The following is a 21,826-nucleotide window of genomic DNA, read 5'->3' on the forward strand; positions in this document are numbered from 1 at the left end:
CCGTACGCGTCCCCGCTCCGTTGTGCGGAGCGGAGATGTGGCGCGATGGTTCACTCATGGGTGTTCTTTTAGTCGGTATGGTGCTTAGGCAATGAATCACGACGACCGACTGGGCCCGTACCGCCTGCTGAGGCGGCTCGGTGAAGGCGGCATGGGCGTGGTTCACCTCGCGCTCGACCCCCAGGGCAGGCAGGTGGCCGTCAAGGTCCTGCGCTCCGAGGTCGCGGGCGACGACGTCGCGCGCCGGCGCCTGTCGCGCGAGGTCGAGACCATGCGGCGGGTGCGCGGGCCGAACATCGCCGAGGTCGTCGACGCCGACGTCACCGGGCGCAGGCCGTACATCGTCACCCGCTACGTGCCGGGACGGCCGCTCGACGAGGTCGTCAAGAAGGACGGGCCGCTGGCGCTCGGCGCGCTGCTCAAGGTGGCCGTCGGGGTGGCCCAGGCCCTCACGGCCGTGCACGCCGCCGGGGTCATCCACCGCGACCTGAAGCCGGGCAACGTGCTGATGCTGGATGGCCAGCCGGTGCTGATCGACTTCGGCATCGCCCAGGCGGTCGACGCCACCCGGCTCACCCAGACCGGCATGTTCATCGGCACGCCCGGCTACCTCGCCCCGGAGATCATCGAAGGCCACGAGGCGGGGCCGCAGGTGGACGTGCACGCCTGGGCGGGCACCGTGCTGTACGCCGCCACCGGCCTGCCGCCGTTCGGCAAGGGCACGCTGGAGATGATCTTCTTCAACATCACCTCCGGCCGGGCCAACGTCGAGGCGGCCCCCGCGCCGATCCAGCCGATGCTGCGCGCCGCGTTCAACCGCGACCCGGCGAGGCGGCCGACCGCCGCGGAGCTCGTACGGCGGCTCGCGCCGCTCCTGCCCCAGACTCCCGGCGGCAGGCCCCGGGTGCCCGACGAGATCACCACGGTGCCGAACGTCGACGACACGAGCGGCCAGCAGGTGCCCGCCTTCGGCCCCGCGGGCGGCCCGCCCACCGGTTCGCCGGCGACGGGCCCGCCCGCCGCGGGCGGCCGCGAGGAGTTCGTCTCGCTGCTGCGCGAGACGCCCCAGGCCGGCCAGAGCGGCGACCCCTTCCCGACCGTACGGGTGACAGGAGAGGACCTGCGCAGGGCGGGCCTGGGACCGTCGGCCACACCCCCGAGCACGCCAGGGAACCCGGCACGGGGCCCCGCGGAGGGCGACATCCCGACCCGGGCGGCCCCGCCTCGCGCCACCGGCCAGGCCGCGTTCCACAACGCCCCAGGCACCGGGCAGGCTCCCGTGTCCGGCCCGGTCGCCGGTGGGCGGCCCGTGCCGCCGCGCGCGGACGAGTGGCAGACGCCGATGGTGCGCCCGGAGGGCGACGTCCCGACGCGCCGGGTGACCTCCGAGGAGATGCGCCAGGCTGTCACCGGCGACCTCGCGGGACCGGGCGGCGCGGCGTCCCCGCATCGAGCAGCAGGTGACCGTGCGGCAGGTGACCGGGCGGCCGGCGATCGGGCGGACGCGGCGGCGCGTGAGCGGGCCTTGTTCGGCAGCTCGCCGGAGATCTACGAGCGCACCCCGCACATCCACCAGCAGAACCCCGTGCCCTACATGCAGACGGCGCACGTGCCGCCGCCTACCGTGCCGCCCATGCCGTTCCCCTCCGGAGGGCTGCTGCGGCGTTCGAGGGCGTACGGCGTGGCGAGCGCGCTGCTGCTCGTGGTGACGACGTCTCTCGCGGTCCTGGCGCCGCTGCTGGTGTGCCTGGTGGCGCTGCCGCTCGTGGTGCTGCTGCGGGCCGCGGACATGGCCCAGCCGCACCTCAACACCCGTCGTCCGGCTGGCGCCGCGGCGGCCGACGTGCTGCGCGTGCTCGGCCGTCCGGCCGAGCTGCTCAAGTCGATCGGCGTCACGATCGCGCTCGTGCCGTACGCGCTCGTCCTCGGGCTGCCGGTGACGCTGCTGCTCACCGTCCTCGTCGGCGGCACGCCCGCGCTCCGGATCGCGGCGCTGAGCTGGGGGATCGCGACGGCGTTGTGGACGATCTGCGCGGGGCCAGGCGTGGTCGGCCCGAGCAGGCAGATCCGGCGGACGCTCGCCTCGCTGGTGCCGGGCGAGGGAGCGGCCAGGGCTCTCGCCTGGGGGATCGGCGCGCTCGCGGTGCTGACGGCGGCGATAGCGCTCTCCACTCTCCTGGGTAAACAGACAGCAGGGCACTTCTGGGGCCCTGTCGACGTTCTGTCAGTACAGGAACGGCTGGAAGAACTGCGCAACCAGGCGGGAAATGGGTGACGGGGGACGGCATGTCGGCTACTGAGGCTCCCGAGCGGATCGGGCCCTACCGGCTGCTGCGGCAGCTCGGCGAGGGCGGCATGGGGGTGGTCCATCTCGGCCTCGACACGGAGGGGCGCGAGGTCGCGGTCAAGGTCCTGCACCCGCATGTCGCGACCGACCTCAAGGCCCGTGACCGGCTGACCCGCGAGGTCGAGACCATGCGGCGGGTGCGCAGCAAGCGCGTCGCCGAGGTGTTCGACGCCGACCTGGCCGGCGCCGCGCCGTACATCGTGACGAGGTACGCCCCCGGGCGGACCTTAGAGCAGACGGTGCAGGAGGAAGGGCCGCTCAGCGACGACGGCGTGATCCGGCTCGCGGTGGGCCTGTGCGAGGCGCTCGTCGCCATCCACGCCGCCGACGTCATCCACCGCGACCTCAAGCCGGCCAACGTGATGCTGGTGGACGGCGAGCCGCTGGTGATCGACTTCGGCATCGCCCATCTGGTCAACGCGACGCGGCTGACCCAGACGGGGATGTTCGTCGGCACGCCCGGCTACCTCGCCCCGGAGATCATCAGGGACACCGAGATCACCCAGGCCGCCGACGTGCACGCGCTCGCGGCCACGGTCTTCTTCGCGGCCACCGGCAAGGCGCCGTTCGGCTCCGGCACGTTCGAGTCGGTCTGCTACAACATCCTCGAAGGCAAGGCGCAGGTGGACCTCGCGCCTGCCTGGCTGCGGGGCTGGCTGCGCCTCGCCCTGGCGACCGACGCATCGTCGCGCCCCACCGCCGCGGCGCTGCTGCGGCACAGCCGTTCGCTCGACCCCACGGTCACCGTTCTCCAGGAGAGCGCCGTGGAGGCGCCGCGTGACGGCGGGACCCGTCTCCTGGACGGCACGCGCGTGCTCGACGACGTGACGCGGATGGACACGGGCGCCCGGGTGACCGGTGGCGGCGCGAGCCGGACCGGCACGCCGCCGGCGAACGACGACAGCTACTCCGACCTGTTGCCGCCGGTGAACTACGTGGAGCCGGAACGGCAACGCAGGGAGCCCCGGGGGCCCAGGCAGCGCCGCCCGGTGTCCGCGCCGCCGCCCGCGCATCCGCAGGCCCCGCCGTACGGGCAGGCGGGCCCGCCCCCGCCGTACCAGCCCGCGCCCTATCCGGCGGCGCCGTACCAGCCGGCGGTGTACCCGCCGCCGCCCTACCCGGACCAGCGGGTGGCCGGCGCGCCGGAGCCCCGGGTCGCGCCGCCGCCGGCTCCTGCCGCGCCGTACGAACCCGAGCGGAAGCGGGCACCCTACCGGGCGGCGCATCCGGTGCTCGGGGCGCTGCTGCTCGCCACGCTCGTGGCGCTGGCCTGCCTGCTGCCGGTCATGGTGACCCTGTTCGCCGTCGTGGCGGCGCTGTGCCTGCGGGTGGGGCAGTACCTGCTCGGCGACCTCGCGGAACGCCGGGCCGCGCGGGGCGCGAGCGGGACCGATCCGCTCCTCGCGGTGCTCGGCACGCCGTGGGCGCTGATCAAGGCCGGGCTGGCGACGGTGGTCCAGGTGCCGCTGGCCGCGATGTTCGCGATGTGCGCCTGGGGCGCTTTCCACTACCTCGGCGGGGTCAGGCCCGACCCCGCCGCCGCGTACGCCGCGGGAGCCTTCGTGGCCGGGCTGTTCCTCCTGCCCGGGGGGAAGGCGCCGCGCAAGGCCGTTTCCCGGACGCTCAGCGCCGTGATCCGGAGCCCCGGAGCGGGAATGATCGTGACGATCGCGGTCGGCACGGTCGCGCTGTTCGCGGTCATGACGGCACTGTCCGCGGACGCCTCCTGGGTCCCCTGGCGGCCGCCGTCCGTGGCGGTGGACCACATCGTCGCGGATCTGAAGGAGAAGGGCCAGAACACGGTCGTCAACTTGATCGGCGGCGTGGTCGGGGACCTGATGGACAGGATCGGCCTTCGGTTCCTGACCTTCTGGACCTGACCCGCGGCGGTCCCCGTACGGCGAAGCGGGAGGCACGTGGTGGGCACGTCGGAACAGCTGGGTCCCTATCGTCTCGTCTCCGCGCTCGGCGCAGGGGGGTTCGGCGAGGTCCATCTCGCGCTCGATCCCGACGGGCGCACGGTCGCCGTCAAGGTCCTGCATCCTCACGTCGCCTCCGACGGCTTCGCGATCGCCCGGCTCGCCCGCGAGGTGGAGACGATGCGGCGGGTGCGCGGCGGGCACGTAGCCGAGGTGCTGGACGTCTCGCTGTCGGGGGAGCGGCCCTACATCGTCACCCGATACGTGCAGGGCAGGCCGCTCAGCACGGTCGTGGCCAACGACGGTCCCGTCGAGGGGGCGGGCCTGCTGCGGCTGGCCCTGGGGCTGGCGGAGGCGCTCGAGTCCATCCACGCGGCAGGGGTCGTCCACCGCGACCTCAAACCGGCCAACGTGATCGTCTCCGACGGCGAGCCGTACGTGATCGACTTCGGCATCGCCTGCGCGCTGGAGTCGGCCTCGGTCACCGCGTCGGGCGCGGTGGCGGGCACGCCCGGCTATCTGGCTCCCGAGATGCTGGAGGGCGGGGACGCCGGGCCTGAGGCCGACGTGTTCGCCTGGGGGGCGACGCTGGCCTTCGCCGCGTCGGGGCGGCAGCCGTACGGCACGGGGCCGGCCGCGGCGATCGCCTACCGGGTCGTCCACCGAGAGCCCGACCTGTCGGGGGTGCCGTCCTGGCTCGCCCCGCTCGTGGAGCGGTGCCTGAGCGCGGACCCGGCGGACCGGCCCGCGGCGGAGGAGCTGACCGGGCTGCTCAAGGAGGCGGCGCCGGCGCTGGACGGAGCCGGGCCGGCGCGGCGCGCGCTGTCCGACGCGCAGACCCAGGAGTGGCGGCCCGGTGACCGGCGGCCCGCCGCGGGGCGGCGGAGCGCTCGCGGGCCGTCGCGGAGCCCCCGGCGGGGCGAGGTGGACGACGCGCGCGCGGCGCGGAGGGAGAAGCTGCACCGCCGCTGGGTGATCGGCTCCGCGGTGGTCGTCGGCCTCTTCGCCGCCGCCGCCCGTGCCAACCTGCCCGAGGTGTCGCTCCTCCTGCTCGTGCTCTACGGCATCGGGCTGCTGGTGGACGCGGGGTTCGGGTTGCTGGCCAGGTCGGGGCGGCGGCTCCTCGTGGACCTCGCGGGCGGCGCGGGGGCCGTAGCGGTGTGGGCGCTGCTGTCCGCGCTGTTCAGCACGACGACGCTCCTCATGGCCGTCGGGACCGTCCTGTTCCTGCTCGTGATGCTCGTGTTCGCGAGCTGAAATCCGCTGCCGCCCTTCCCATCCACGCAGGCGGCTGAGATCCTTGACGTCCGCTTTATGTGAGGATGTCGACATGCTGTCCCGAGTCGCGCTGGCCGCCGTCACGACCGCCGCGGCGTTCGTGACCATCCCCCAGGCCGCGGCCGAGGCCGCGCCGGCCCCGGTGATCCGTTACGCGGGTCTCGGGTCCTGCCCGCGGGCCGATGGCGGACGGCAGGCGTGCGGGCCGTTGAAGCTCTGGCTGAGCAACGGCCGCATCGTGGCGCTCCCCGGGGCGCGCAGGACCGTCGCGCCCGGCGAGTACACCGTCGCCGCCGTCGTCGCGGTCTCCCAGGACGGCGCCCATGCCGCGTACTTCTCGGGGAAGGACGGCGTGCTCAACATCTGGACGGCCGCCACCGGCAGGGCGCGTGAGGTCCCCGCGGTGACGTGGCCTGACGACCTCCAGATGAACGCGCTGACCCTCTCTCCCGGCGCCCGGTTCGTCGGCCTGCGCGGCGCCGACGCCGCCGACCGGGAGATCGAGCGGGTCGTGGACACCTCCGGCGGCAAGGTCTTCACGCTGCCGAAGGGGTACCAGTCCTGGGACTTCAGCCCGGACGGCAAGCGCATGATGGCGGGCGACAACCGGACGGCGGTGCTCTACGCGACCGGCACCTGGTCGGTGAAGTTGCGGCGATCCGTCTACATGCGGGGCGACCTCGGCCCCGACGGCGTCACGGTGGCCTCGCCGACGTGGACGAAGACCGGCGGCTCCGTCAAGAACATGATCCGCACCCGCAACCTGGCCACGGCGAAGAGGAGCAGCATCCCCATCCGGCTGCGCGCGGGCGAGAACGCCCTGAAGGCGCGCTGGGACAGGGCGGGCCACCTCGACGTCCTGACCCGGTCGGACAAGCAGGTGCGCGGTGATCTGCGCAGGACGCACACCTGGTATCGGGTGAACCGCGCCACACACCAGTTGCGCCGGATCGACTCGTTCGTCATCCCCTCCTCGGTGGGGGGCTACGTCCTCGCCGGCGGCTGACGGTCCGGGCCCGCCACGCGCCGGGCACCACCCCGCCGCGACGGCCGTCTGTCACCGTCATCTCACTCTCGGATCACCCGAGATGCCCGTGAGAGGGACCTCCCCGAAGCGTCCGGAACATAGTTCGGTAGGGTGGGGTGTGGCCGTGACCGGCTCTTGGGGATTATCCAACCGAAGGTCGCGGCCGTAAAGGCCTGGAGGTTTGCACCTAAGCTACCGACGGGTAACATATCGCCAAGCGAGACCAGGGTCGTCTCGACACCAGGGCCACCTGCACGGGTGCGCCCGCGAACACCTGGCAGTCTTGCAACACGTGCGCGTACCCCGCGCCACGTACCGGAGAACCGCGGCGTCAGCCGTACGGAAAGGGGAGGTCGGCCACCGGCCATGAACATCGTCGTCTGCGTGAAGCAGGTCCCCGACACGGCGACCGAGCGCAAGCTGAGGTCCGATGACAAGACGCTCGACCGCGACGCCGCTGACGGCGTCGTGAACGAGCTCGACGAGTACGCGGTCGAGGAGGCGCTGCGGCTCAAGGAAGCCCATGGGGGCGAGGTCACCGTCCTCAGCATGGGCCCCGCCAAGACGACCGAGACCATCCGCAAGGCACTGGCCATGGGCGCCGACAAGGCGGTGCACCTGCACGACGACGCGCTGTACGGCTCGGACGCCCTCGGCACGTCCTACGCCCTCTCCCAGGCTCTGAAGAAGATCGGCTACGACCTGGTCATCCTGGGTTCCGAGTCGACCGACGCTCGCACCGGCATGCTCCCCGCGATGCTGGCCGAGCGGCTCGGCACCCCGCAGCTCACGCTCGCCAGCAAGGTCGAGGTCGACGGCTCCTCGATCAAGGTCGAGCGGATCACCGACTACGGCTACGACAAGGTCGAGGCGTCGCTGCCCGCCGTCGTGTCCGTGGTCGAGAAGATCAACGAGCCGCGCTACCCGTCCTTCAAGGGCATCATGGCCGCCAAGAAGAAGCCGGTCGAGACGCTCGGCGTCGCCGACGCGGAGATCGCGGCCGACCAGGTCGGCCTGGCGAACTCCTGGAGCGAGGTCGTCGAGTTCGCCGTCGCCCCGCCGCGTGCGGCGGGCACCGTGGTCAAGGACGAGGGTGACGGCGGCGCCAAGGCCGCCGAGTTCCTCGCGTCGAAGAAGTTCGTCTGAGGGGCCCCGTGATGAGTGAGATTCTGGTTCTCGTCGACCACGTCGACGGTGACGTCAAGAAGGTCACCCTCGAACTGCTGACCCTCGCCGGGTCGCTGGGCACGCCGGCCGCCGTGTGGGCCGGCTCCGGCTACTCCGACGCCGCGAAGGCCAAGCTCGCCGAGTACGGCGCCGAGAAGATCTACGTGGCCGCGGCCGACGAGATCGGCGACTACGTGTCGGCGCCGAAGGCCGAGGTGCTGGCGCACCTGGTGGCCGAGCGCTCCCCGGCCGCGGTCTTCCTCGCCGCGACCGGCGAGGGCAAGGAGATCGCCGGCCGCCTCGCGATCAAGACGGACTCCGGTGTGATCTCGGACGCGGTCGGCGTCGGCGAGGGCTTCGTCGCCGAGCAGTCCATCTTCGGCGGCGGCGTCAACGTGCGCAGCCGGGTGACCAAGGGCACGCCGATCATCACGGTCCGCCCGAACAGCACCGCCCCCGTCGCCGCCCCGGCGGCCGGCGCCGAGGAGAAGGTGGAGGTCGCGCTGTCGGACGCCGCCCGCGCGGCCAGGATCGTCGAGCGGGTCGTCCAGGAGAAGGGCGCCCGTCCCGAGCTCACCGAGGCCGCGATCGTGGTCTCCGGCGGCCGTGGCGTGGGTTCCGGCGAGAACTTCGCGATCATCGAGAAGCTCGCCGACGCGCTCGGCGCGGCCGTGGGCGCCTCGCGTGCCGCGACCGACGCCGGCTGGTACCCGCACCAGTTCCAGGTGGGGCAGACTGGCAAGACCGTGTCGCCGCAGCTTTACATCGCGGCGGGCATCTCCGGCGCCATCCAGCACCGGGCCGGCATGCAGACGTCCAAGACCATCGTCGTGATCAACAAGGACGCCGAGGCGCCCCTGTTCGAGATCGCCGACTTCGGTGTCGTGGGCGACCTGTTCCAGGTCGTTCCGCAGCTCACCGAGGAGATCGAGAAGCGCAAGTAGGACAGGACAGGACGCGGCGCCGCACGTCACGTGCGGCGCCGCGTCCTTTTCACGGGGCCGCCGCGGTCACGCGGCGGCGCGGACGCGGGCCTCCTCGTCCCCTGACCGGACGGGCAGCGGGACGATCTCCCCACGGGAGGCGGGCAGCAGCCGTCCGGCCACGGCGATGACGACGCCGAGGACGACCGCCACGCCCATGGCGGCCCGCAGCGACGCCGAGGCGGACAGGAAGCCGACGACCACGGGACCGAGCAGCAGGCCCGCGTACCCCATGGCGCTCGCCTGCGCGATCGCCGGGCCGGGCTCGGGCGTCGCGGTCCCCGCCAGCGACAGCGCCATCGGCGAGATCGTCGCCACAGAAAGCCCGACGAAGAAGATCGCCACCACGGCCGCCACGGTCACCGGCGCGGCGATGACCGCGAGGAACGCGAGCGCGGTCGCGGCGCCGGAGAACACGACCAGCCCGCGGGCGCCGTAGCGGCCGCGCAGCCGGTCGCCGGCCAGCCGGGCGAGCAGCATGCCCGCCTCGAACACCGGGTAGCCGACCGCGGCCACCGCCTCGGAGGCGTGCAGCGTGCCGATCAGGTAGAGGCCGTTCCAGTCGGCGACGACGCCCTCCACCATGAACGCGGCGAAGGTGATCGCGCCGAGCAGGTAGACGACGCCGGGCAGCCGCTTCCCGGAGCGCGCGGACGAGGCGGCGCCGGCCGTGCGCGGCGCGGCGTCGGGCAGGAGCATACGGCTGAGGAGCAGCGCGGCCGGCGCCGAGACCAGGGCGACGACCAGGATGTGGGCGGTGAGGGACAGCCCCAGGGCGATGGCCGCCGTGCCCAGCAGGCCCGCGGAGATCGCGCCGACGCACCATCCCGCGTGCATCCCGCTCATGACCGGCCGGCCGTAGGCCCGCTCGACGGCCGAGCCCTGGGCGTTCATGCCGACGTCGACCGCGCCGAACGCCATGCCGAACAGCGCGGTGGCCAGGACCAGCACGGGGAAGGACGGCGCGAACGCGACGAGGACCAGTGACGCCGCGCACAGGGGAGCGGCGGCGCGCAGGACGCCGCGGCTGCCGATCCTGGTCAGGACGACGCGCATGAGCTGCATGGCGAGCAGCGCGCCCACCCCCCAGCCGAGCAGGGTGAGCCCGACCGACGACTCCGGCAGGCGGAGCCGGTCGGCCAGCGCCGGGAGGCGCACGGTGAAGGTCCCACACATCAGGCCGGCCAGGACGAAGGTGAGGACTGCCCCGATGCGGGCATTCCTCAAAGCGCGGGTCATCACAGCTTCCTTTCCAGGTGAATGCGGTGGGTTTCCGGGCCCGGATTAGCGGGCAGACACCAGCAGGTCGCCCTTTCACGGCACTGCCGGAAGGAAGGGCGACCACCAAGTGGGGTTCAGAGGTTCTTGAGGGGACGGCTCGCGAGGGGACGGTTCGCGAGGGGGATGACTCGCGGTGGCTACAGCAGGGCGAGCAGCCTGGCGCGGATCGCGGTGTAGTCGACGATCTCCGCGCAGTGCGTGGCGACCTCCCAGACGCCCTCACAGGCCAGCCGTACGACCTGGGAGGCCAGGGGGTCGGGCTCGTCGGCCAGGCCGTCGCGCATCCAGCGGACCATGGCCCCGCGCAGCGGCGCGAGCAGTTCGGGATCGCCGGCCGCGCCCGTGACCACGGCCCATCGTCGCAGCCGGCCGGTCTGCACGGCCTCGAACGTCGCCGCGAGGTATGCCCGGGTGTAGGTGCTCTCGGACTGGGCCGCGATCAGAGCGTCGAAATCGGCGATCAGGCGCTCGATCATGCCTTTGACGAGCGCGTCCTTGCTCGCGAAGTGGTAGAGAAGGCCGCCCTTGCTGACACCGGCGCGCTCGGCCACCGCCGCCAGGGTCAGGGCCTGGGCGCCCTGGTCCTGGAGCAGGCCCTCGGCCGCGTCCAGCAATTCGTCCCTCCGCATGCAGTCAACTATACCGTCCAGACGGTACAGTTGCGACATATTACCGGTGTCCTCCTTCCACCCGGATACGCTTGGTTGGCTGAATACGTGTGAGGGAGGGGCCGTGGGGGCTGCGTACTTGGACCATGCCTCGACCACACCGATGCTGCCCGAGGCTATCGAGGCGATGACCGCCCAGCTCGGAGAGGTCGGCAACCCCTCGTCCCTGCACGCGGCGGGCCGCCGCGCCCGCCGGGTCGTCGAGGAGTCGCGAGAGACGATCGCCTGCGCGCTCGGCGCCCGCCCGAGCGAGGTCGTCTTCACTGCCGGGGGCACCGAGGCCGACAACCTCGCCATCAAGGGCCTCTACTGGGCGAGGAAGCGGCCCAGGATCCTGATCAGCGCGGTCGAGCACCACGCCGCCCTCGACCCCGCCCACTGGCTCGGCGATCACCACGGCGCCCGGGTCGAGCGGCTGGAGGTGGACGAGCGGGGCAGGGTGCATCCGGAGACGCTGCGCGCGGCCATCGCCCGCGACCCTGACGACGTCGCGCTGGTGAGCGTCATGTGGGCCAACAACGAGGTCGGCACCGTGCAGCCGGTGCGCGTGCTGGCCGCCATCGCGCACGAGTACGGCATCCCCTTCCACACCGACGCGGTGCAGGCGGTCGGGCAGCTTCCCGTCTCGTTCGCCGAGTCGGGCGTCGACGCCATGACCGTCTCCGGCCACAAGGTCGGCGGCCCTGTGGGCGTGGGAGCGCTGCTGCTGGCCCGCGGCGTCGATCCGGTTCCCGTGCTGCACGGAGGCGGGCAGGAGCGCGACATCCGGTCAGGCACTCTCGACGCTCCGGCCATCGCCGGGTTCGCGGCGGCGATCGAGACGGCCGTCGCGCGCCAGCCCGCCACGGCCGAGCGGCTGTCGGCGCTCCGCGACGACCTGATCGAGCGCGTACGCCGGGCCGTGCCCGACGTGGTACTCAACGGCGACCCGGTCAACCGGCTGCCAGGCAACGCCCACTTCTCGTTCCCCGGCTGCGAGGGGGACGCCCTGCTCATGCTCCTCGACGCCAAGGGAGTGGAGTGCTCCACCGGCTCGGCCTGCTCCGCCGGGGTGGCCCAGCCGTCCCACGTGCTGCTGGCCATGGGCCAGGACGGCGTGCGGGCCCGGGGCTCGCTGCGCTTCTCCCTCGGCCACACGTCCGTCGAGGAGGACGTCGACCGGGTCGCGGACGTCATCGGGCACGTCGTCGTGCGCGCCCGGCGCGCCGGCCTGTCGTGAGGCCGCCCGTCCACCCCGCACGCCCTATCGGGCCGTGTGGCGCAGCAGCGTCCGCTGCAGGCGAAGAACCATACGGACGCGCCGTGAGGAGCGCAGCCGGCCCAGGCGGGCGCTGAGCCGGTCGCCCAGCCCGACGAGCAGGTCCTCGTCCGCGAAGCGCTCTACCTCCGGGAACATCCGCCGCTCCTCGTCCAGGTGGGCGTGCGACTCCAGCGCGTCGTGCAGCATGTCGAGCTCCCGGTCGAACCGCTCGGTCCGCGGGTCGGCCCGCACCAGCGCCGCGAGCTGATCGCTGAGCTGGCGGTGCTCGGACCAGGCCGCGGCGAGGGCCGGGGTGACGTCCCGCATCGCGGGGTAGAAGATCTCCTCCTCGATCCGTTCGTGCATCCACAGCTCGTCGTACAGCTCGCCGGCGAGCGCGCGCCGTCGTCCGGGCCGGGAGCACGGCGTCCGCCGCAGGTGCCGTATGAGCCCTCGCAACACCTCGTGGTGCTCCACGAGCACGCGCGTCGCCGTCCTCCGCTCCGGCCCGGCGGGCGCCGGCGGCGCCTCCGTGAGCACCTGAGACCGCCTCCTCACGGCTGCACCTCCTGCTGGTGGGCCAGTGCGCTCCCGGGAGGCGCGGTGGTCAGGGCAGGCGCCCTGCGCACCTCGATCCACCCGTCGCGCACGCGGGTCTGGAAGCACGGCGCGGGCGCGGTGGCGGGGCCGTTCAGGCTCCGCCCGCCGGACAGCGCGAAGCGGGAGCCGTGCCAGGGGCAGGTGAGGGAGCCGTCCCGGAGCCAGCCCTGCGACAGCGGGCCGCCCAGGTGCGGGCAGGCGTCCTCCAGGGCGTGGACACGGCCGTCCACGCGGACCAGGACGACATCCACGTCACCGGCCCGCGCCCGGCGCGGGCTCCTGTCGGGCAGGTCCCGTTCGGCCATCGCCCGGGTGAAGCGGCGTGGTTCGCACCTCTCGTCCGTCCGGTCGACCCCGATCCGATGACGGTAGACCAGCGTGCCGCCCAGGAAGCCGCTCGCCATGATCACGGGATAGCCGAGCAGGGCGGCCAGCAGCCCGCGCAGGTGATGTCCCCTGCCCCGCTGCCACCACGACCAGCCGTACAGGCCGAGCGCGAGCGTGTTGAGCGTGCCGTGGACCAGCCCGACGCGCCGGGCTTCGTCATGCGTGTGCTGCCAGTCGTGCAGCCCGGTCACCGCCGCGGCCAGCGCCCCTGCGATGCCGACGCCCACGGCCGCGCGCGCCGCGCGCCGATGCCCGGTGAGGTCCAGCACCAGCGCCGTCGTCCAACTGCCGATCGGCAGGTCGGTGAAGACCGGGTGAAGGGGATGCCCCAGCCAGACGCCGTGCAGGACGGCGCGGGCGCGGCCCCCGGTGATCCCGAGGAGGTTCTCGGTGAACGCGAGGCCGTGTTCGAGCCGATGCCCCGGCCGGTCGAGGCGCCCTTCGCCCTCGATCGCGTTCGGCAGCCGGTCCAGTGCGCACTGAGCCATGTCCGACTCCAATCCGGGCCCGCGGGACGCGGGAACGGGTGGAGCGCGGGCGCCGGCCCGCGCGATGCGTCTATCGCGACGTGCCCGTGCCCGATGTGGTGAAACGCGCCGAATATCCGATTCAGGTCAGGAAGGGGGCCACCGCGCTCCAGGAGGGGTCCTCGGCCACGTCGACGCGGGCGGGCCCCTCCTTCCAGTCGGCGGCGATCTCCTCGACCAGGGGCGGGACGGCCGCCGCGGGATCGGCGTACACGTGCAGCACCCGGGTGCGGTCGGCGCTCATGTGGGCCGTCAGCACGGCGGAGCCGGCCTCGGTCAGCCGGGCGGTCAGCCGCCCCTCGAAGTCGCGCAGCGCGTCCAGGGAGGCCCCGGCCGGCTGACCCTCGGCGTCGGCCTCGCGGTACGGCAGCGTGACGGCGATGTGCTGGTCGTACAGCGGGAAGTCCACGGGCCTGAGGGGATAGCGGGCCGCGGCGGTCAGCCGGCCGCCGGTCGCGGTGTTGCCCTCGAGAAGAGCCCACTGCTCCTCCTCGAAGCCCTCGGCCACGTCGGCGACCACGGCGGGCAGGTGGATCGCGGGGAGCGCGTCGATCGGCTCGAACTCCGCGGCCACGATCTCGCCCAGCCACCGGGCCACCTCGTCCTCGCCCAGCAGCCAGTCGAGCGCGAGGAAGGTCGCCTCCGTCCGGGTGTCGTCGTCGACGTCGGGGAAGATCGGGTGGAACGCGGTGACGTCCACGCGCGGCGCGCCGGGCGGCACGCGCAGCGCCACCACCAGCCGGTCGAGCCCGAACTCCCGCCCGCCGACGTCGACCGTCAGTTCCGCGGCCCGGGGGTTCGCCTGCCGGGACGGATGGAACTCCCACATGGCGTCCGGCGGCGGCGCGGCCTGCGCCCAGCGGTGGGCGAACGGCCGCAGTTCGGGATCGCTCGACGCGCTGACGACCAGGGCGTGCACGGCCATGCGGCCGGGAGCTACCTCCCAGACGAGGGACGGATGGAGGTCGGTGACGGCGGGGCCGATCAGCTCGGCCAGGGCCTCCGGGTCCTCTGCCTCGACGCACGCGTCGATCTGGGGACGGGTCTGTTCCCACCGGGTCCAGAACGCCGCGATGGCCGCGGCGGGGTCGGTGGACTCGCTCTCGCGCCCGAACAGTCGCATGACCCCGCATCCTCCCAGCAGGCCCGCCCGGATGCCAACGCGGGCGCGCTCCCGCGGGGGGTAACCTCGATGTGTTATGGGTCCCACACGAAAGCTCCGCGTCCTCGCCGCCATGTCCGGCGGGGTCGACTCCGCGGTGGCCGCCGCCCGGATCGCCGAGGCGGGGCACGACGTTACCGGCGTACATCTGGCGCTGTCGTCCAACCCGCGGTCCTACCGCACCGGCGCCCGCGGGTGCTGCACGCTGGAGGACGCCCGCGACGCGCGCCGGGCGGCCGATGTCATCGGCATCCCCTTCTACGTCTGGGACATGGCCGAGCGGTTCCACCGCGACGTGGTCGAGGACTTCGTCAGCGAGTACGCCGCGGGCCGCACGCCGAACCCCTGCCTGCGGTGCAACGAGAAGATCAAGTTCGAGGCGGTGCTCGACCGGGCGCTCGCGCTCGGCTTCGACGCCGTCGCCACCGGCCACCACGCGCGGCTCGAGGACGGCGTGCTGCGGCGCAGCGTCGACGAGGCCAAGGACCAGTCGTACGTGCTGGGGGTGCTCACCCGCGAGCAACTCGCCCACGCGATCTTCCCGCTGGGCGGCTCGACCAAGGCCGAAGTGCGCGCGGAGGCCGCCCGGCGCGGGCTGACCGTCGCCGACAAGCCGGACAGCCACGACATCTGCTTCATCGCCGACGGCGACACCCGGGCGTTCCTGGCCGAGCGGCTCGGCGAGGCCGAGGGGCCGATCGTCGACGCGCTCACCGGCCAGGTGGTCGGCAGCCACCAGGGGGCGTACGGCTTCACGGTCGGGCAGCGCAAGGGACTGCGCGTCGACCGGCCCGCCGCCGACGGCAGGCCGCGCTACGTGCTGTCGATCGAGCCCGTGTCGAACACGGTCACGGTCGGGCCGCGCTCCTCCCTGGAGGTGACTTCCGTCGTGGGCGAGCGGCCGGTGTGGAACGGGCCGGTGCCCGAGCCGCACGAGCCGATCACCTGCACCGTGCAGTTGCGGGCGCACGGCGAGGTGTACGGCTGCCGCGCCCAGGTGTCCGGCGGTGAGCTGCACATCCATCTCGACCGCCCGGCGGCCGGCGTCGCGGCGGGCCAGGGCGCCGTCCTCTACGACGGCGACGTCGTCATCGGCTCCGCCACGATCGCCTCGGCCGTCTGAGGTCAGACCTCGACCGACTCGCCGACGGGGATCCGGCGGAAGTCGGCCTTCTGCTTCCCGGCCTCCATGCCGAGCCAGTTGTCGATCAGCGTCGCGCCGATGTCGTTGACCAGCCCGTCGTGGGTCGAGTACGCCCGCGCGGGCCGGACGTAGCGCAGGTACATGATCATCTCCGCCCCCTTGAGCCACGGCGCGTTGGTCGGCACCAGCAGCGTGGGCACGTCGCACCCGGGCGCGGTGAGGGCGTCACCGGGGTAGAACACCTCGTCGTCCACGAAGAAGCCGACGTTCTGCACCGGCGGGACGTCGGGCAGGTTGAGCGCGTGCCACTCGCCGACCGCCCGCACGTCGAAACCGGCGGTGCCGAAGGTGTCCCCGTGGTTGACGACCTGCACCCTCGCCGGGATCTCGCCGAGCTGGTTCGCGACGGCCTGGCAGGTGTAGATCTCCAGGCCCGGGCTCGCGTTCTTGAGCAGGTTCGCGTCCACGTGGTCGAAATGCTCATGGGTGATCAGCACGGCGTCCGCGCCGTCGAGGAGGCCTTCGCCGCTGAACGCGCCGGGGTCGATGACGAGCACCCGCCCGTCCTTCTCCAGCCGCCAGCACGCGTGACCGAGTTTGGTGAGTTTCATAACCCTAAGCTAGTGACCGTGAGCGAGTACCCATGGAGCGAGGCCACGGCAACCGGGGTGGGGTCCTATCCGGGCGAGGACCATCTGGAGGCGGTGCGGACGGCCTTCGGCGAGCTTTCCATGCCGTACCTGCCCGAGCTGCCCGCCCGTGGCGTGGGCGCCGACATGATCGGGCGTACGGCGTCGCTGCTTGTCGAGCTGCCCGTGGAGGTGCAGCCGTCCGGCTGGCGGCTCAGCGACCGGCCGGGACGGGATTTCAAGCGGGCCAGGGACCACCTCGCCCGTGATCTCGACGGGCTTGAGGAGGTCTCTCAGGGCTACGTGGGGCCTTTCAAGATCCAGGCGTGCGGACCGTGGACCCTCGCGGGGGCGATCGAGCTCCGGCACGGCGACAAGGTGCTCTCCGACACGGGCGCCGTACGCGACCTGACCGAGTCGCTGGCCGAGGGGCTGTCGCAGCACGTGGCGGAGGTCAGGCGCAGGATCCCGGGAGCCGAGCTCGTCGTGCAGATCGACGAGCCGGGGCTGCCCGGGGTGCTGGCGGGCACGGTGCCGACCGCGTCCGGTTTCGGCAGGCTGGCCGCCGTCGAGCCCCCGATCGCGGCGGAACGGCTGAAGACCGTGCTGTCCGCGCTCGCGCCCGCCTTCCCCGTCGTCCACTGCTGCGCGCCGCGCGTGCCGTACGAGGTGATCCGTACGGCGGGGGCGCGGGGCGTGTCGGTGGACGCCGCGCTGCTGCGCCGCCGAGACGAGGACGCCATCGGGGAGGCGATCGAGAAGGGGCTCGCGCTGTTCCTCGGCGTCGTGCCGGGGACCGACTCCCGGCTCGCCGACGTCGGCGCGGTGGCCAGGCCCGCGGTGGAGCTGTGGCGGCGGCTCGGCTTCGCGCCGGCGAGGCTCGCCGGGCAGGTCGTGCTGACGCCCGCGTGCGGCCTGGCCGGAGCCTCTCCGGCGTACGCCAAGGCGGCGCTGGCCCGGTGCAGGGAGGCGGCCCGCGTGCTGAGGGAGGACCCCGGCGAGTGACGGGCGCTGCCAGAGACATGGATGGACGTCTCCACAGCGATAGCGGAATTCTCTGGAGATAGCTCCATGGTGTGCGGTGCGGAGCCGGTGGTTGCCTTGGGGCATGGATTCGATCACCGTCGCAGAGCGAACCGTCGTCCCCGCCCGGGAGGCCAGGGCGGTGCGCGTGCCCAAGGGCCGTCGCGTCAGCGTCGTCGATCTCGAAGGCGGCCAGGTGGGCGATGTCTTCGCCTTCGCCGCCGATGACGTCACCGAGCACCTCAGCGCATCGCACACCCGCAGCTCGACGAACCGGTTGTTCCCCACGGTGGGGGACCCGTTCGTCACCGATCGCCGCCGCCCCATCCTGACGCTCGTCTCCGACACGTCCCCGGGCGCGCACGACATGCTGATCGCCGCGTGCGATCCGGAGCGGTACGCCGCGCTGGGCGCGCGGCCGTCCCACGCCTCGTGCGCGGGCAACCTGCGCGAGGCGCTCGCCTCGATGGGACTGGCCGTTCCCTTCACCCCGCAACCGGTCAACGTGTTCATGCGGATTCCGGTCGACGAGGAGGGGCGGCTCGACTGGCTCCCCGCGGTCAGCGGGCCGGGAGACGCGATCACCTTCCAGGCCGTCATGGACTGCGTCTTCGTGGTCTCCGCCTGCCCCCAGGACCTGGTGGACATCAACGGCGGCGTGCCGACCTCGCTGGCGATCGACGTCCTCCCCGAATCCGACTGATCCGACGCCGAAGGAGTGCGTTTTCCGATGAGTGCGTTCACGCCGGACCATCCGGCCCTGCTGCCCCTCCGCCTCGCCGGCCTCGACCTGCCCAACCGGCTCGCGGTCGCGCCGATGACCCGGGTCTCCGCGGCCCCCGACGGCACGCCGACCCCGGAGATGACCGGCTACTACACCGAGTTCGCCGAGGGCGGCTTCGGCCTGGTGATCACCGAGGGCACCTACACGGACACCGTCCACAGCCAGGGATATCGCAACCAGCCTGGCATCGTGTCGGACGCCCACGTGGCGGCCTGGCGGGAGATCACCCGCCGCGTGCACGCGGCGGGCGGCCGGATCGTGCTGCAGCTCATGCACGCCGGCGCGCTGTCGCAGGGCAACCGCTACCGCGACGACACGGCCGGGCCGTCGGCCGTGCCGCCGCGCGGGGAGATGATGCCCGAGTACGGGGGGTCGGGCAGGTGGCCGATCCCCAGGGAGATGAGCAAGGCCGACATCGAGACGGCGGTCGCCGGTTTCGCGGACTCGGCCGTACGGGCGCGGGAGGCGGGTTTCGACGGCGTCGAGGTGCACGGGGCCAACGGCTACCTCCTGGACCAGTTCCTCACCGACTACACCAACCGCCGCACCGACTCGTACGGAGGCGACGTCGCGGGCCGGGTACGCCTCGCCGCCGAGGTGGTCGCCGGCATCAGGGCCCAGGTGGGCCCGGACTTCTGCGTGGGGGTCCGGCTGTCCCAGGGCAAGGTCAACGACTTCACACACCGCTGGGCGGGGGGTTCCCGGGACGCGAAAATCATCTTCGCCGCCCTCGCCGACGCGGGAGCGACGTACCTGCACGTCGCCAGCGAGGGGCGCGACTGGATCGAGACCGCCCGCCTCGACGGTGACGTCACGATCACGGCCCTCGCCCGCGAGGTGACCGGCCTTCCGGTCATCGCGAACGGCGGGATGCACGACCTCGCGCAGGCGGCCCGGGTGCTCGCCGACGGCCACGCCGACATGCTGTCGGTCGCCAGGGGCGCGCTGGCCAACCCGGACCTGCCGCGGCGCCTCGCCCAGGGCCTGGCGCTCGACCGGTTCGACCGCGCGATGCTGGAGCCGATGGCGACGCTCGGCAACGCGCGGCGGTGGCTGCGCGCGGCGCGGGCCCTGTCCTGATCGCGGCGCTTGTCCCGGGGGATGCGAGACTCGGCACGCCGAGGACGGTGGCATGACGGCCGTGGGACCGGCCGGGAGAGGAAAGACGCGGGATGAGCGCGAACTGGCGTGACGGCGCCGCGGCCGTGGTGACCCTGACCTTCGACGTGGACGCCGAGACGCCCGTCCTCGCGCACGGGCGCGGGTACGCCCGGCACGCGAGCACCATGTCGCACCAGGCGTACGGCCCGGAGGTGGGCCTGCCGCGCATCCTGGACCTGCTCGGCGAACTCGGCGTCCCGGCGACGTTCTTCGTCCCGGGCTGGGTCGCCGAGCAGCGGCCGGGGCTGGCCGCGTCGATCGTGGAGCGCGGGCACGAGGTGGCGCACCACTCCTACAGCCACCGCCCGCCCACCTCGATGACCGCCGAGGAGGAGCGCGCGGACTTCGAGCGTGGCCTGGAGGTGTTCGCCGGCCAGGGCATCGAGATCGCCGGGCACCGGGCCGCGCTGTGGGAGGCGTCGTGGCACACCTCCGAGCTCGTCGCCGAGCACGGGCTGCTCTACGACTCCTCCCTGATGGGCGACGACCGGCCCTACCGGCTGGCCACCGGGACACGTGACATCGTCGAGCTGCCGGTGCACTGGTCGCTGGACGACTGGGAACAGTACGCCTTCCTCCCGGCGCCGCACGTCGGCTCGGTGATCGAGTCTCCGCGGAAGGTGCTGGAGATGTGGCGCGCCGAGCTCGACGGGATGCGCCATTACGGATGCCTGTTCAACCTGTGCGTGCATCCGTTCCTGTCCGGCCGTCCGGGCCGTGCCATGGCGCTGCGCCGGTTCGTCGAGTACGCGCTGGAGTGCGGGGACGTGCGCTTCGCCCGGTGCCGCGAGGTGGCCGAGACGGCGGCGGCCGATCCGGACCTGACCACGCGCCGGCCCCGCCCGCCGGCCGTCGACCCCGAGGTCTATCCCTCGTAGACGCCGTTCGCGGGCGGCGCTCAGCCCGTCTCGGCGGCGAGGGCGAGGAACAGGTCGACCCGGTCCTCGGTGCGTCCCACGTCCCGGCCGGTCAACTCGGTGATCTTCGCCAGGCGGTTGCGCAGGGTGTTGACGTGGATGTGCAGCGCCGCGGCCGTGGCCGCCCAGTGCCCGTCGTGATCGAGGAAGGCGCGCAGCGTCGACTCGAGATCGCTCCCGCGCCGGGCGTCGTGCTCGCGCAGGGGAGCGAGCAGGTGGCGGGAGAAGCCGCGCAGCGTCTCGGAGTCCACCAGACCGAGCAGCAGCCGGTGTGTGCCCAGCTCGGCGAAAGCGCGAACCGCCGGCCCGCCGGGGGAGCGCCGGAGCACCCGGCACGCCTCCCTCGCGTGCGACAGCGGCTGCCGGAGCCCCGCCGCGTGCGAGGCCACGCCACCGAGCCCGGCGATCACCCGCCGGCCGGTGAAGCGCCTGCCCACGGCCGCCAGCAGGCGCTCGGCCAGCAGGGGGAGCTCGGGCTCGGGACGCCGCCAGGAGAGTACGGACACGACGTCCTGCGTCCCTCCGGCCACCAGCGCGGGGATTCCCGCGGCGGAGAGGAACTCGCCGGCCGCCTCGGCCAGGCCGGGCAGAGTGGCGGGCTCCGGCTCCGCGAAGGCCAGCGCGCACACGGCGAGCGGCCCCGCCGCGTCCACGCCGAACGCCTGCAACCTGCCGCTCACCTCGGCCGTGCGCTGCCCGCCGGACAGCACCATCTCCAGCAGTTCGCCGGCGAAGCGCATCTCGATGGCCTGCACCGCCTGCTGCTTGGCCACCTCCAGGCTGAGGAACCTGGCCGCCTGCTCCAGCGCGGCCCGCTCGGCCGGGTCGAGGCCGGACAGCGGGCGCAGGCAGATGAGCGCCGCGTCGACGTCACCCACCGCTCCCACGGGGAAGAGCGCGGCGAGAGCCGTGCCCCGGTCCAGCCGTAGGTCCAGCTCCAGCGGCGGCGGCCTGCGCGCCAGCCCGGCGGTCACCACGCCGATCTGGGCGTCGTCGAGCTCGGCCCCCGCCGCCGCCAGCACCCGGCCCATTCGGTCGACCACCGCGAGAGGCAGTTCGTGGTCCCGCCGGAGCACGTCGAGCACACCGGACGGACCCGCCCCGCGTGAGATCGCGGTGGCCAGGGCGTCACCCCTGCGGATCATGCCGATCAGGGCCCGCTGGCGCTGGTCCGTGTACATGGCGGAGACCGCCTGGGAGACCTCGGTGAACGGCACCGTCTGGGCGATCTCCAGCAGCGGCAGGCCCGCGTCCCGGCAGGCGCGGACCAGCTCCGGCGGGGTGGCCGGGGTCTGCGCGCGCAGCCCGAAGACGATCCCCGCGGCCTTCGCCAGCCGTACGCTCGCCACGAAGCCGGCGGCGGTCGCCTGCCCCGCCCACAGGCCGTTGGTCAGCACCAGCTCCCGCTCCCGGAGGTACGGCGAGGGGTCCGGGAGCTCGGTGTTGTGGATCCAGGCGACGGGCTCGTCCATCGCGCCGTCCGGGCCGGGCACCAGCACTCTCAGCTTCAGCGACGCGTTCGCGACCAGGGACCGCAGCGTGAACACCGTGTGAATCTACACAGTGGCCGGGCTGATCGCTA

At 73.2% G+C, this 21,826-nt stretch carries 19 protein-coding genes; 12 read left to right on the forward strand and 7 right to left on the reverse strand.

What is annotated here, in order from left to right; translation table 11 throughout:
* Window positions 1-91: 91 nt before the first annotated feature.
* The 6 genes from HHX31_RS33585 to HHX31_RS09905 all read left to right on the forward strand — a co-directional run bounded on the left by HHX31_RS33585 (window position 92) and on the right by HHX31_RS09905 (window position 8,682).
* A complete protein-coding gene (locus HHX31_RS33585) occupies window positions 92-2,275 on the forward strand; it encodes a serine/threonine-protein kinase (protein ID WP_211589545.1) in 2,184 nt (727 codons plus the stop codon).
* Between the two features lie 11 nt (window positions 2,276-2,286).
* Window positions 2,287-4,227 carry a serine/threonine-protein kinase gene (locus tag HHX31_RS09885; protein ID WP_169947442.1) on the forward strand — a complete coding sequence of 647 codons (1,941 nt, stop codon included), beginning with the start codon at window positions 2,287-2,289 and terminating at the stop codon, window positions 4,225-4,227.
* 39 nt (window positions 4,228-4,266) lie between these two features.
* Entirely contained in the window at window positions 4,267-5,523 is a 1,257-nt protein-coding gene (locus tag HHX31_RS09890; RefSeq protein WP_169947444.1) for a serine/threonine-protein kinase, read from the forward strand.
* 73 nt (window positions 5,524-5,596) lie between these two features.
* Window positions 5,597-6,550, forward strand: a complete 954-nt coding sequence (locus tag HHX31_RS09895) for a hypothetical protein (protein WP_169947446.1) — start codon at window positions 5,597-5,599, stop codon at window positions 6,548-6,550.
* A gap of 387 nt (window positions 6,551-6,937) precedes the next feature.
* Window positions 6,938-7,717, forward strand: coding sequence for an electron transfer flavoprotein subunit beta/FixA family protein (locus HHX31_RS09900; RefSeq protein ID WP_169947448.1), 780 nt, complete (start codon window positions 6,938-6,940; stop codon window positions 7,715-7,717).
* A gap of 11 nt (window positions 7,718-7,728) precedes the next feature.
* A complete protein-coding gene (locus HHX31_RS09905; protein WP_169947450.1) occupies window positions 7,729-8,682 on the forward strand; it encodes an electron transfer flavoprotein subunit alpha/FixB family protein in 954 nt (317 codons plus the stop codon).
* Between the two features lie 66 nt (window positions 8,683-8,748).
* Here HHX31_RS09905 and HHX31_RS09910 read toward each other — a convergent pair whose 3' ends face one another.
* Both HHX31_RS09910 and HHX31_RS09915 read right to left on the reverse strand, forming a co-directional pair.
* The gene (locus HHX31_RS09910) at window positions 8,749-9,960 is read right to left on the reverse strand and encodes an MFS transporter (RefSeq protein ID WP_169947452.1); all 1,212 of its coding nucleotides are present in this window, start codon (window positions 9,958-9,960) and stop codon (window positions 8,749-8,751) included.
* A gap of 179 nt (window positions 9,961-10,139) precedes the next feature.
* On the reverse strand, window positions 10,140-10,631 hold the full coding sequence (locus HHX31_RS09915) for a TetR/AcrR family transcriptional regulator (RefSeq protein ID WP_169947454.1): 492 nt from the start codon (window positions 10,629-10,631) through the stop codon (window positions 10,140-10,142).
* A gap of 103 nt (window positions 10,632-10,734) precedes the next feature.
* Between HHX31_RS09915 and HHX31_RS09920 the strand changes: the two genes are divergently transcribed.
* A complete protein-coding gene (locus tag HHX31_RS09920; protein WP_311931715.1) occupies window positions 10,735-11,889 on the forward strand; it encodes a cysteine desulfurase family protein in 1,155 nt (384 codons plus the stop codon).
* 24 nt (window positions 11,890-11,913) lie between these two features.
* Here the strand turns inward: HHX31_RS09920 and HHX31_RS09925 are convergent, their stop codons facing one another.
* The 3 genes from HHX31_RS09925 to HHX31_RS09935 all read right to left on the reverse strand — a co-directional run bounded on the left by HHX31_RS09925 (window position 11,914) and on the right by HHX31_RS09935 (window position 14,547).
* Window positions 11,914-12,468: a hemerythrin domain-containing protein gene (locus tag HHX31_RS09925; RefSeq protein ID WP_169947458.1), complete on the reverse strand. Its 555-nt coding sequence runs from the start codon at window positions 12,466-12,468 to the stop codon at window positions 11,914-11,916.
* Window positions 12,465-13,385, reverse strand: a complete 921-nt coding sequence (locus HHX31_RS09930; protein ID WP_169947460.1) for a Rieske 2Fe-2S domain-containing protein — start codon at window positions 13,383-13,385, stop codon at window positions 12,465-12,467. Before HHX31_RS09930 ends, HHX31_RS09925 begins: the two co-directional genes overlap by 4 nt.
* A gap of 121 nt (window positions 13,386-13,506) precedes the next feature.
* The gene (locus tag HHX31_RS09935) at window positions 13,507-14,547 is read right to left on the reverse strand and encodes a DUF695 domain-containing protein (RefSeq protein ID WP_169947462.1); all 1,041 of its coding nucleotides are present in this window, start codon (window positions 14,545-14,547) and stop codon (window positions 13,507-13,509) included.
* 76 nt (window positions 14,548-14,623) lie between these two features.
* Between HHX31_RS09935 and mnmA the strand changes: the two genes are divergently transcribed.
* Window positions 14,624-15,709, forward strand: a complete 1,086-nt coding sequence (gene mnmA / locus HHX31_RS09940) for a tRNA 2-thiouridine(34) synthase MnmA (protein WP_283244447.1) — start codon at window positions 14,624-14,626, stop codon at window positions 15,707-15,709.
* Window positions 15,710-15,711: 2 nt separating this feature from the next.
* Here mnmA and HHX31_RS09945 read toward each other — a convergent pair whose 3' ends face one another.
* The gene (locus HHX31_RS09945) at window positions 15,712-16,341 is read right to left on the reverse strand and encodes an MBL fold metallo-hydrolase (RefSeq protein ID WP_169947464.1); all 630 of its coding nucleotides are present in this window, start codon (window positions 16,339-16,341) and stop codon (window positions 15,712-15,714) included.
* 18 nt (window positions 16,342-16,359) lie between these two features.
* Here HHX31_RS09945 and HHX31_RS09950 point away from each other — a divergent pair, with 18 nt between their 5' ends.
* The 4 genes from HHX31_RS09950 to HHX31_RS09965 all read left to right on the forward strand — a co-directional run bounded on the left by HHX31_RS09950 (window position 16,360) and on the right by HHX31_RS09965 (window position 20,205).
* Window positions 16,360-17,364: a methionine synthase gene (locus tag HHX31_RS09950; RefSeq protein ID WP_169947466.1), complete on the forward strand. Its 1,005-nt coding sequence runs from the start codon at window positions 16,360-16,362 to the stop codon at window positions 17,362-17,364.
* Window positions 17,365-17,467: 103 nt separating this feature from the next.
* Window positions 17,468-18,085 carry a DUF1989 domain-containing protein gene (locus tag HHX31_RS09955; protein ID WP_169947468.1) on the forward strand — a complete coding sequence of 206 codons (618 nt, stop codon included), beginning with the start codon at window positions 17,468-17,470 and terminating at the stop codon, window positions 18,083-18,085.
* A gap of 27 nt (window positions 18,086-18,112) precedes the next feature.
* Window positions 18,113-19,246, forward strand: a complete 1,134-nt coding sequence (locus tag HHX31_RS09960; RefSeq protein WP_169947471.1) for a tRNA-dihydrouridine synthase — start codon at window positions 18,113-18,115, stop codon at window positions 19,244-19,246.
* A 92-nt stretch (window positions 19,247-19,338) separates the two neighbouring features.
* Window positions 19,339-20,205 (forward strand): polysaccharide deacetylase, encoded by an 867-nt coding sequence (locus tag HHX31_RS09965; protein WP_169947473.1) that lies wholly within the window; start codon window positions 19,339-19,341, stop codon window positions 20,203-20,205.
* Between the two features lie 20 nt (window positions 20,206-20,225).
* Here HHX31_RS09965 and HHX31_RS09970 read toward each other — a convergent pair whose 3' ends face one another.
* A complete protein-coding gene (locus HHX31_RS09970; protein ID WP_169947475.1) occupies window positions 20,226-21,791 on the reverse strand; it encodes a PucR family transcriptional regulator in 1,566 nt (521 codons plus the stop codon).
* Window positions 21,792-21,826: the final 35 nt, after the last annotated feature.

Source organism: Microbispora sp. H11081, assembly GCF_012999535.1.
In the GTDB taxonomy this organism is placed as follows: Bacteria; Actinomycetota; Actinomycetes; order Streptosporangiales; family Streptosporangiaceae; genus Microbispora.

What these genes read in the sequence shown, in the direction of transcription:
- HHX31_RS33585 (WP_211589545.1), top strand. Translation starts at nt 92, where the DNA reads ATGAATCACGACGACCGACTGGGCCCGTACCGCCTGCTGAGGCGGCTC.
- HHX31_RS09885 (WP_169947442.1), top strand. Translation starts at nt 2,287, where the DNA reads ATGTCGGCTACTGAGGCTCCCGAGCGGATCGGGCCCTACCGGCTGCTG.
- HHX31_RS09895 (WP_169947446.1), top strand. Translation starts at nt 5,597, where the DNA reads ATGCTGTCCCGAGTCGCGCTGGCCGCCGTCACGACCGCCGCGGCGTTC.
- HHX31_RS09900 (WP_169947448.1), top strand. Translation starts at nt 6,938, where the DNA reads ATGAACATCGTCGTCTGCGTGAAGCAGGTCCCCGACACGGCGACCGAG.
- HHX31_RS09905 (WP_169947450.1), top strand. Translation starts at nt 7,729, where the DNA reads ATGAGTGAGATTCTGGTTCTCGTCGACCACGTCGACGGTGACGTCAAG.
- HHX31_RS09910 (WP_169947452.1), bottom strand. Translation starts at nt 9,960, where the DNA reads ATGACCCGCGCTTTGAGGAATGCCCGCATCGGGGCAGTCCTCACCTTC.
- HHX31_RS09915 (WP_169947454.1), bottom strand. Translation starts at nt 10,631, where the DNA reads ATGCGGAGGGACGAATTGCTGGACGCGGCCGAGGGCCTGCTCCAGGAC.
- HHX31_RS09930 (WP_169947460.1), bottom strand. Translation starts at nt 13,385, where the DNA reads ATGGCTCAGTGCGCACTGGACCGGCTGCCGAACGCGATCGAGGGCGAA.
- HHX31_RS09935 (WP_169947462.1), bottom strand. Translation starts at nt 14,547, where the DNA reads ATGCGACTGTTCGGGCGCGAGAGCGAGTCCACCGACCCCGCCGCGGCC.
- mnmA (WP_283244447.1), top strand. Translation starts at nt 14,624, where the DNA reads ATGGGTCCCACACGAAAGCTCCGCGTCCTCGCCGCCATGTCCGGCGGG.
- HHX31_RS09945 (WP_169947464.1), bottom strand. Translation starts at nt 16,341, where the DNA reads ATGAAACTCACCAAACTCGGTCACGCGTGCTGGCGGCTGGAGAAGGAC.
- HHX31_RS09955 (WP_169947468.1), top strand. Translation starts at nt 17,468, where the DNA reads ATGGATTCGATCACCGTCGCAGAGCGAACCGTCGTCCCCGCCCGGGAG.
- HHX31_RS09960 (WP_169947471.1), top strand. Translation starts at nt 18,113, where the DNA reads ATGAGTGCGTTCACGCCGGACCATCCGGCCCTGCTGCCCCTCCGCCTC.
- HHX31_RS09965 (WP_169947473.1), top strand. Translation starts at nt 19,339, where the DNA reads ATGAGCGCGAACTGGCGTGACGGCGCCGCGGCCGTGGTGACCCTGACC.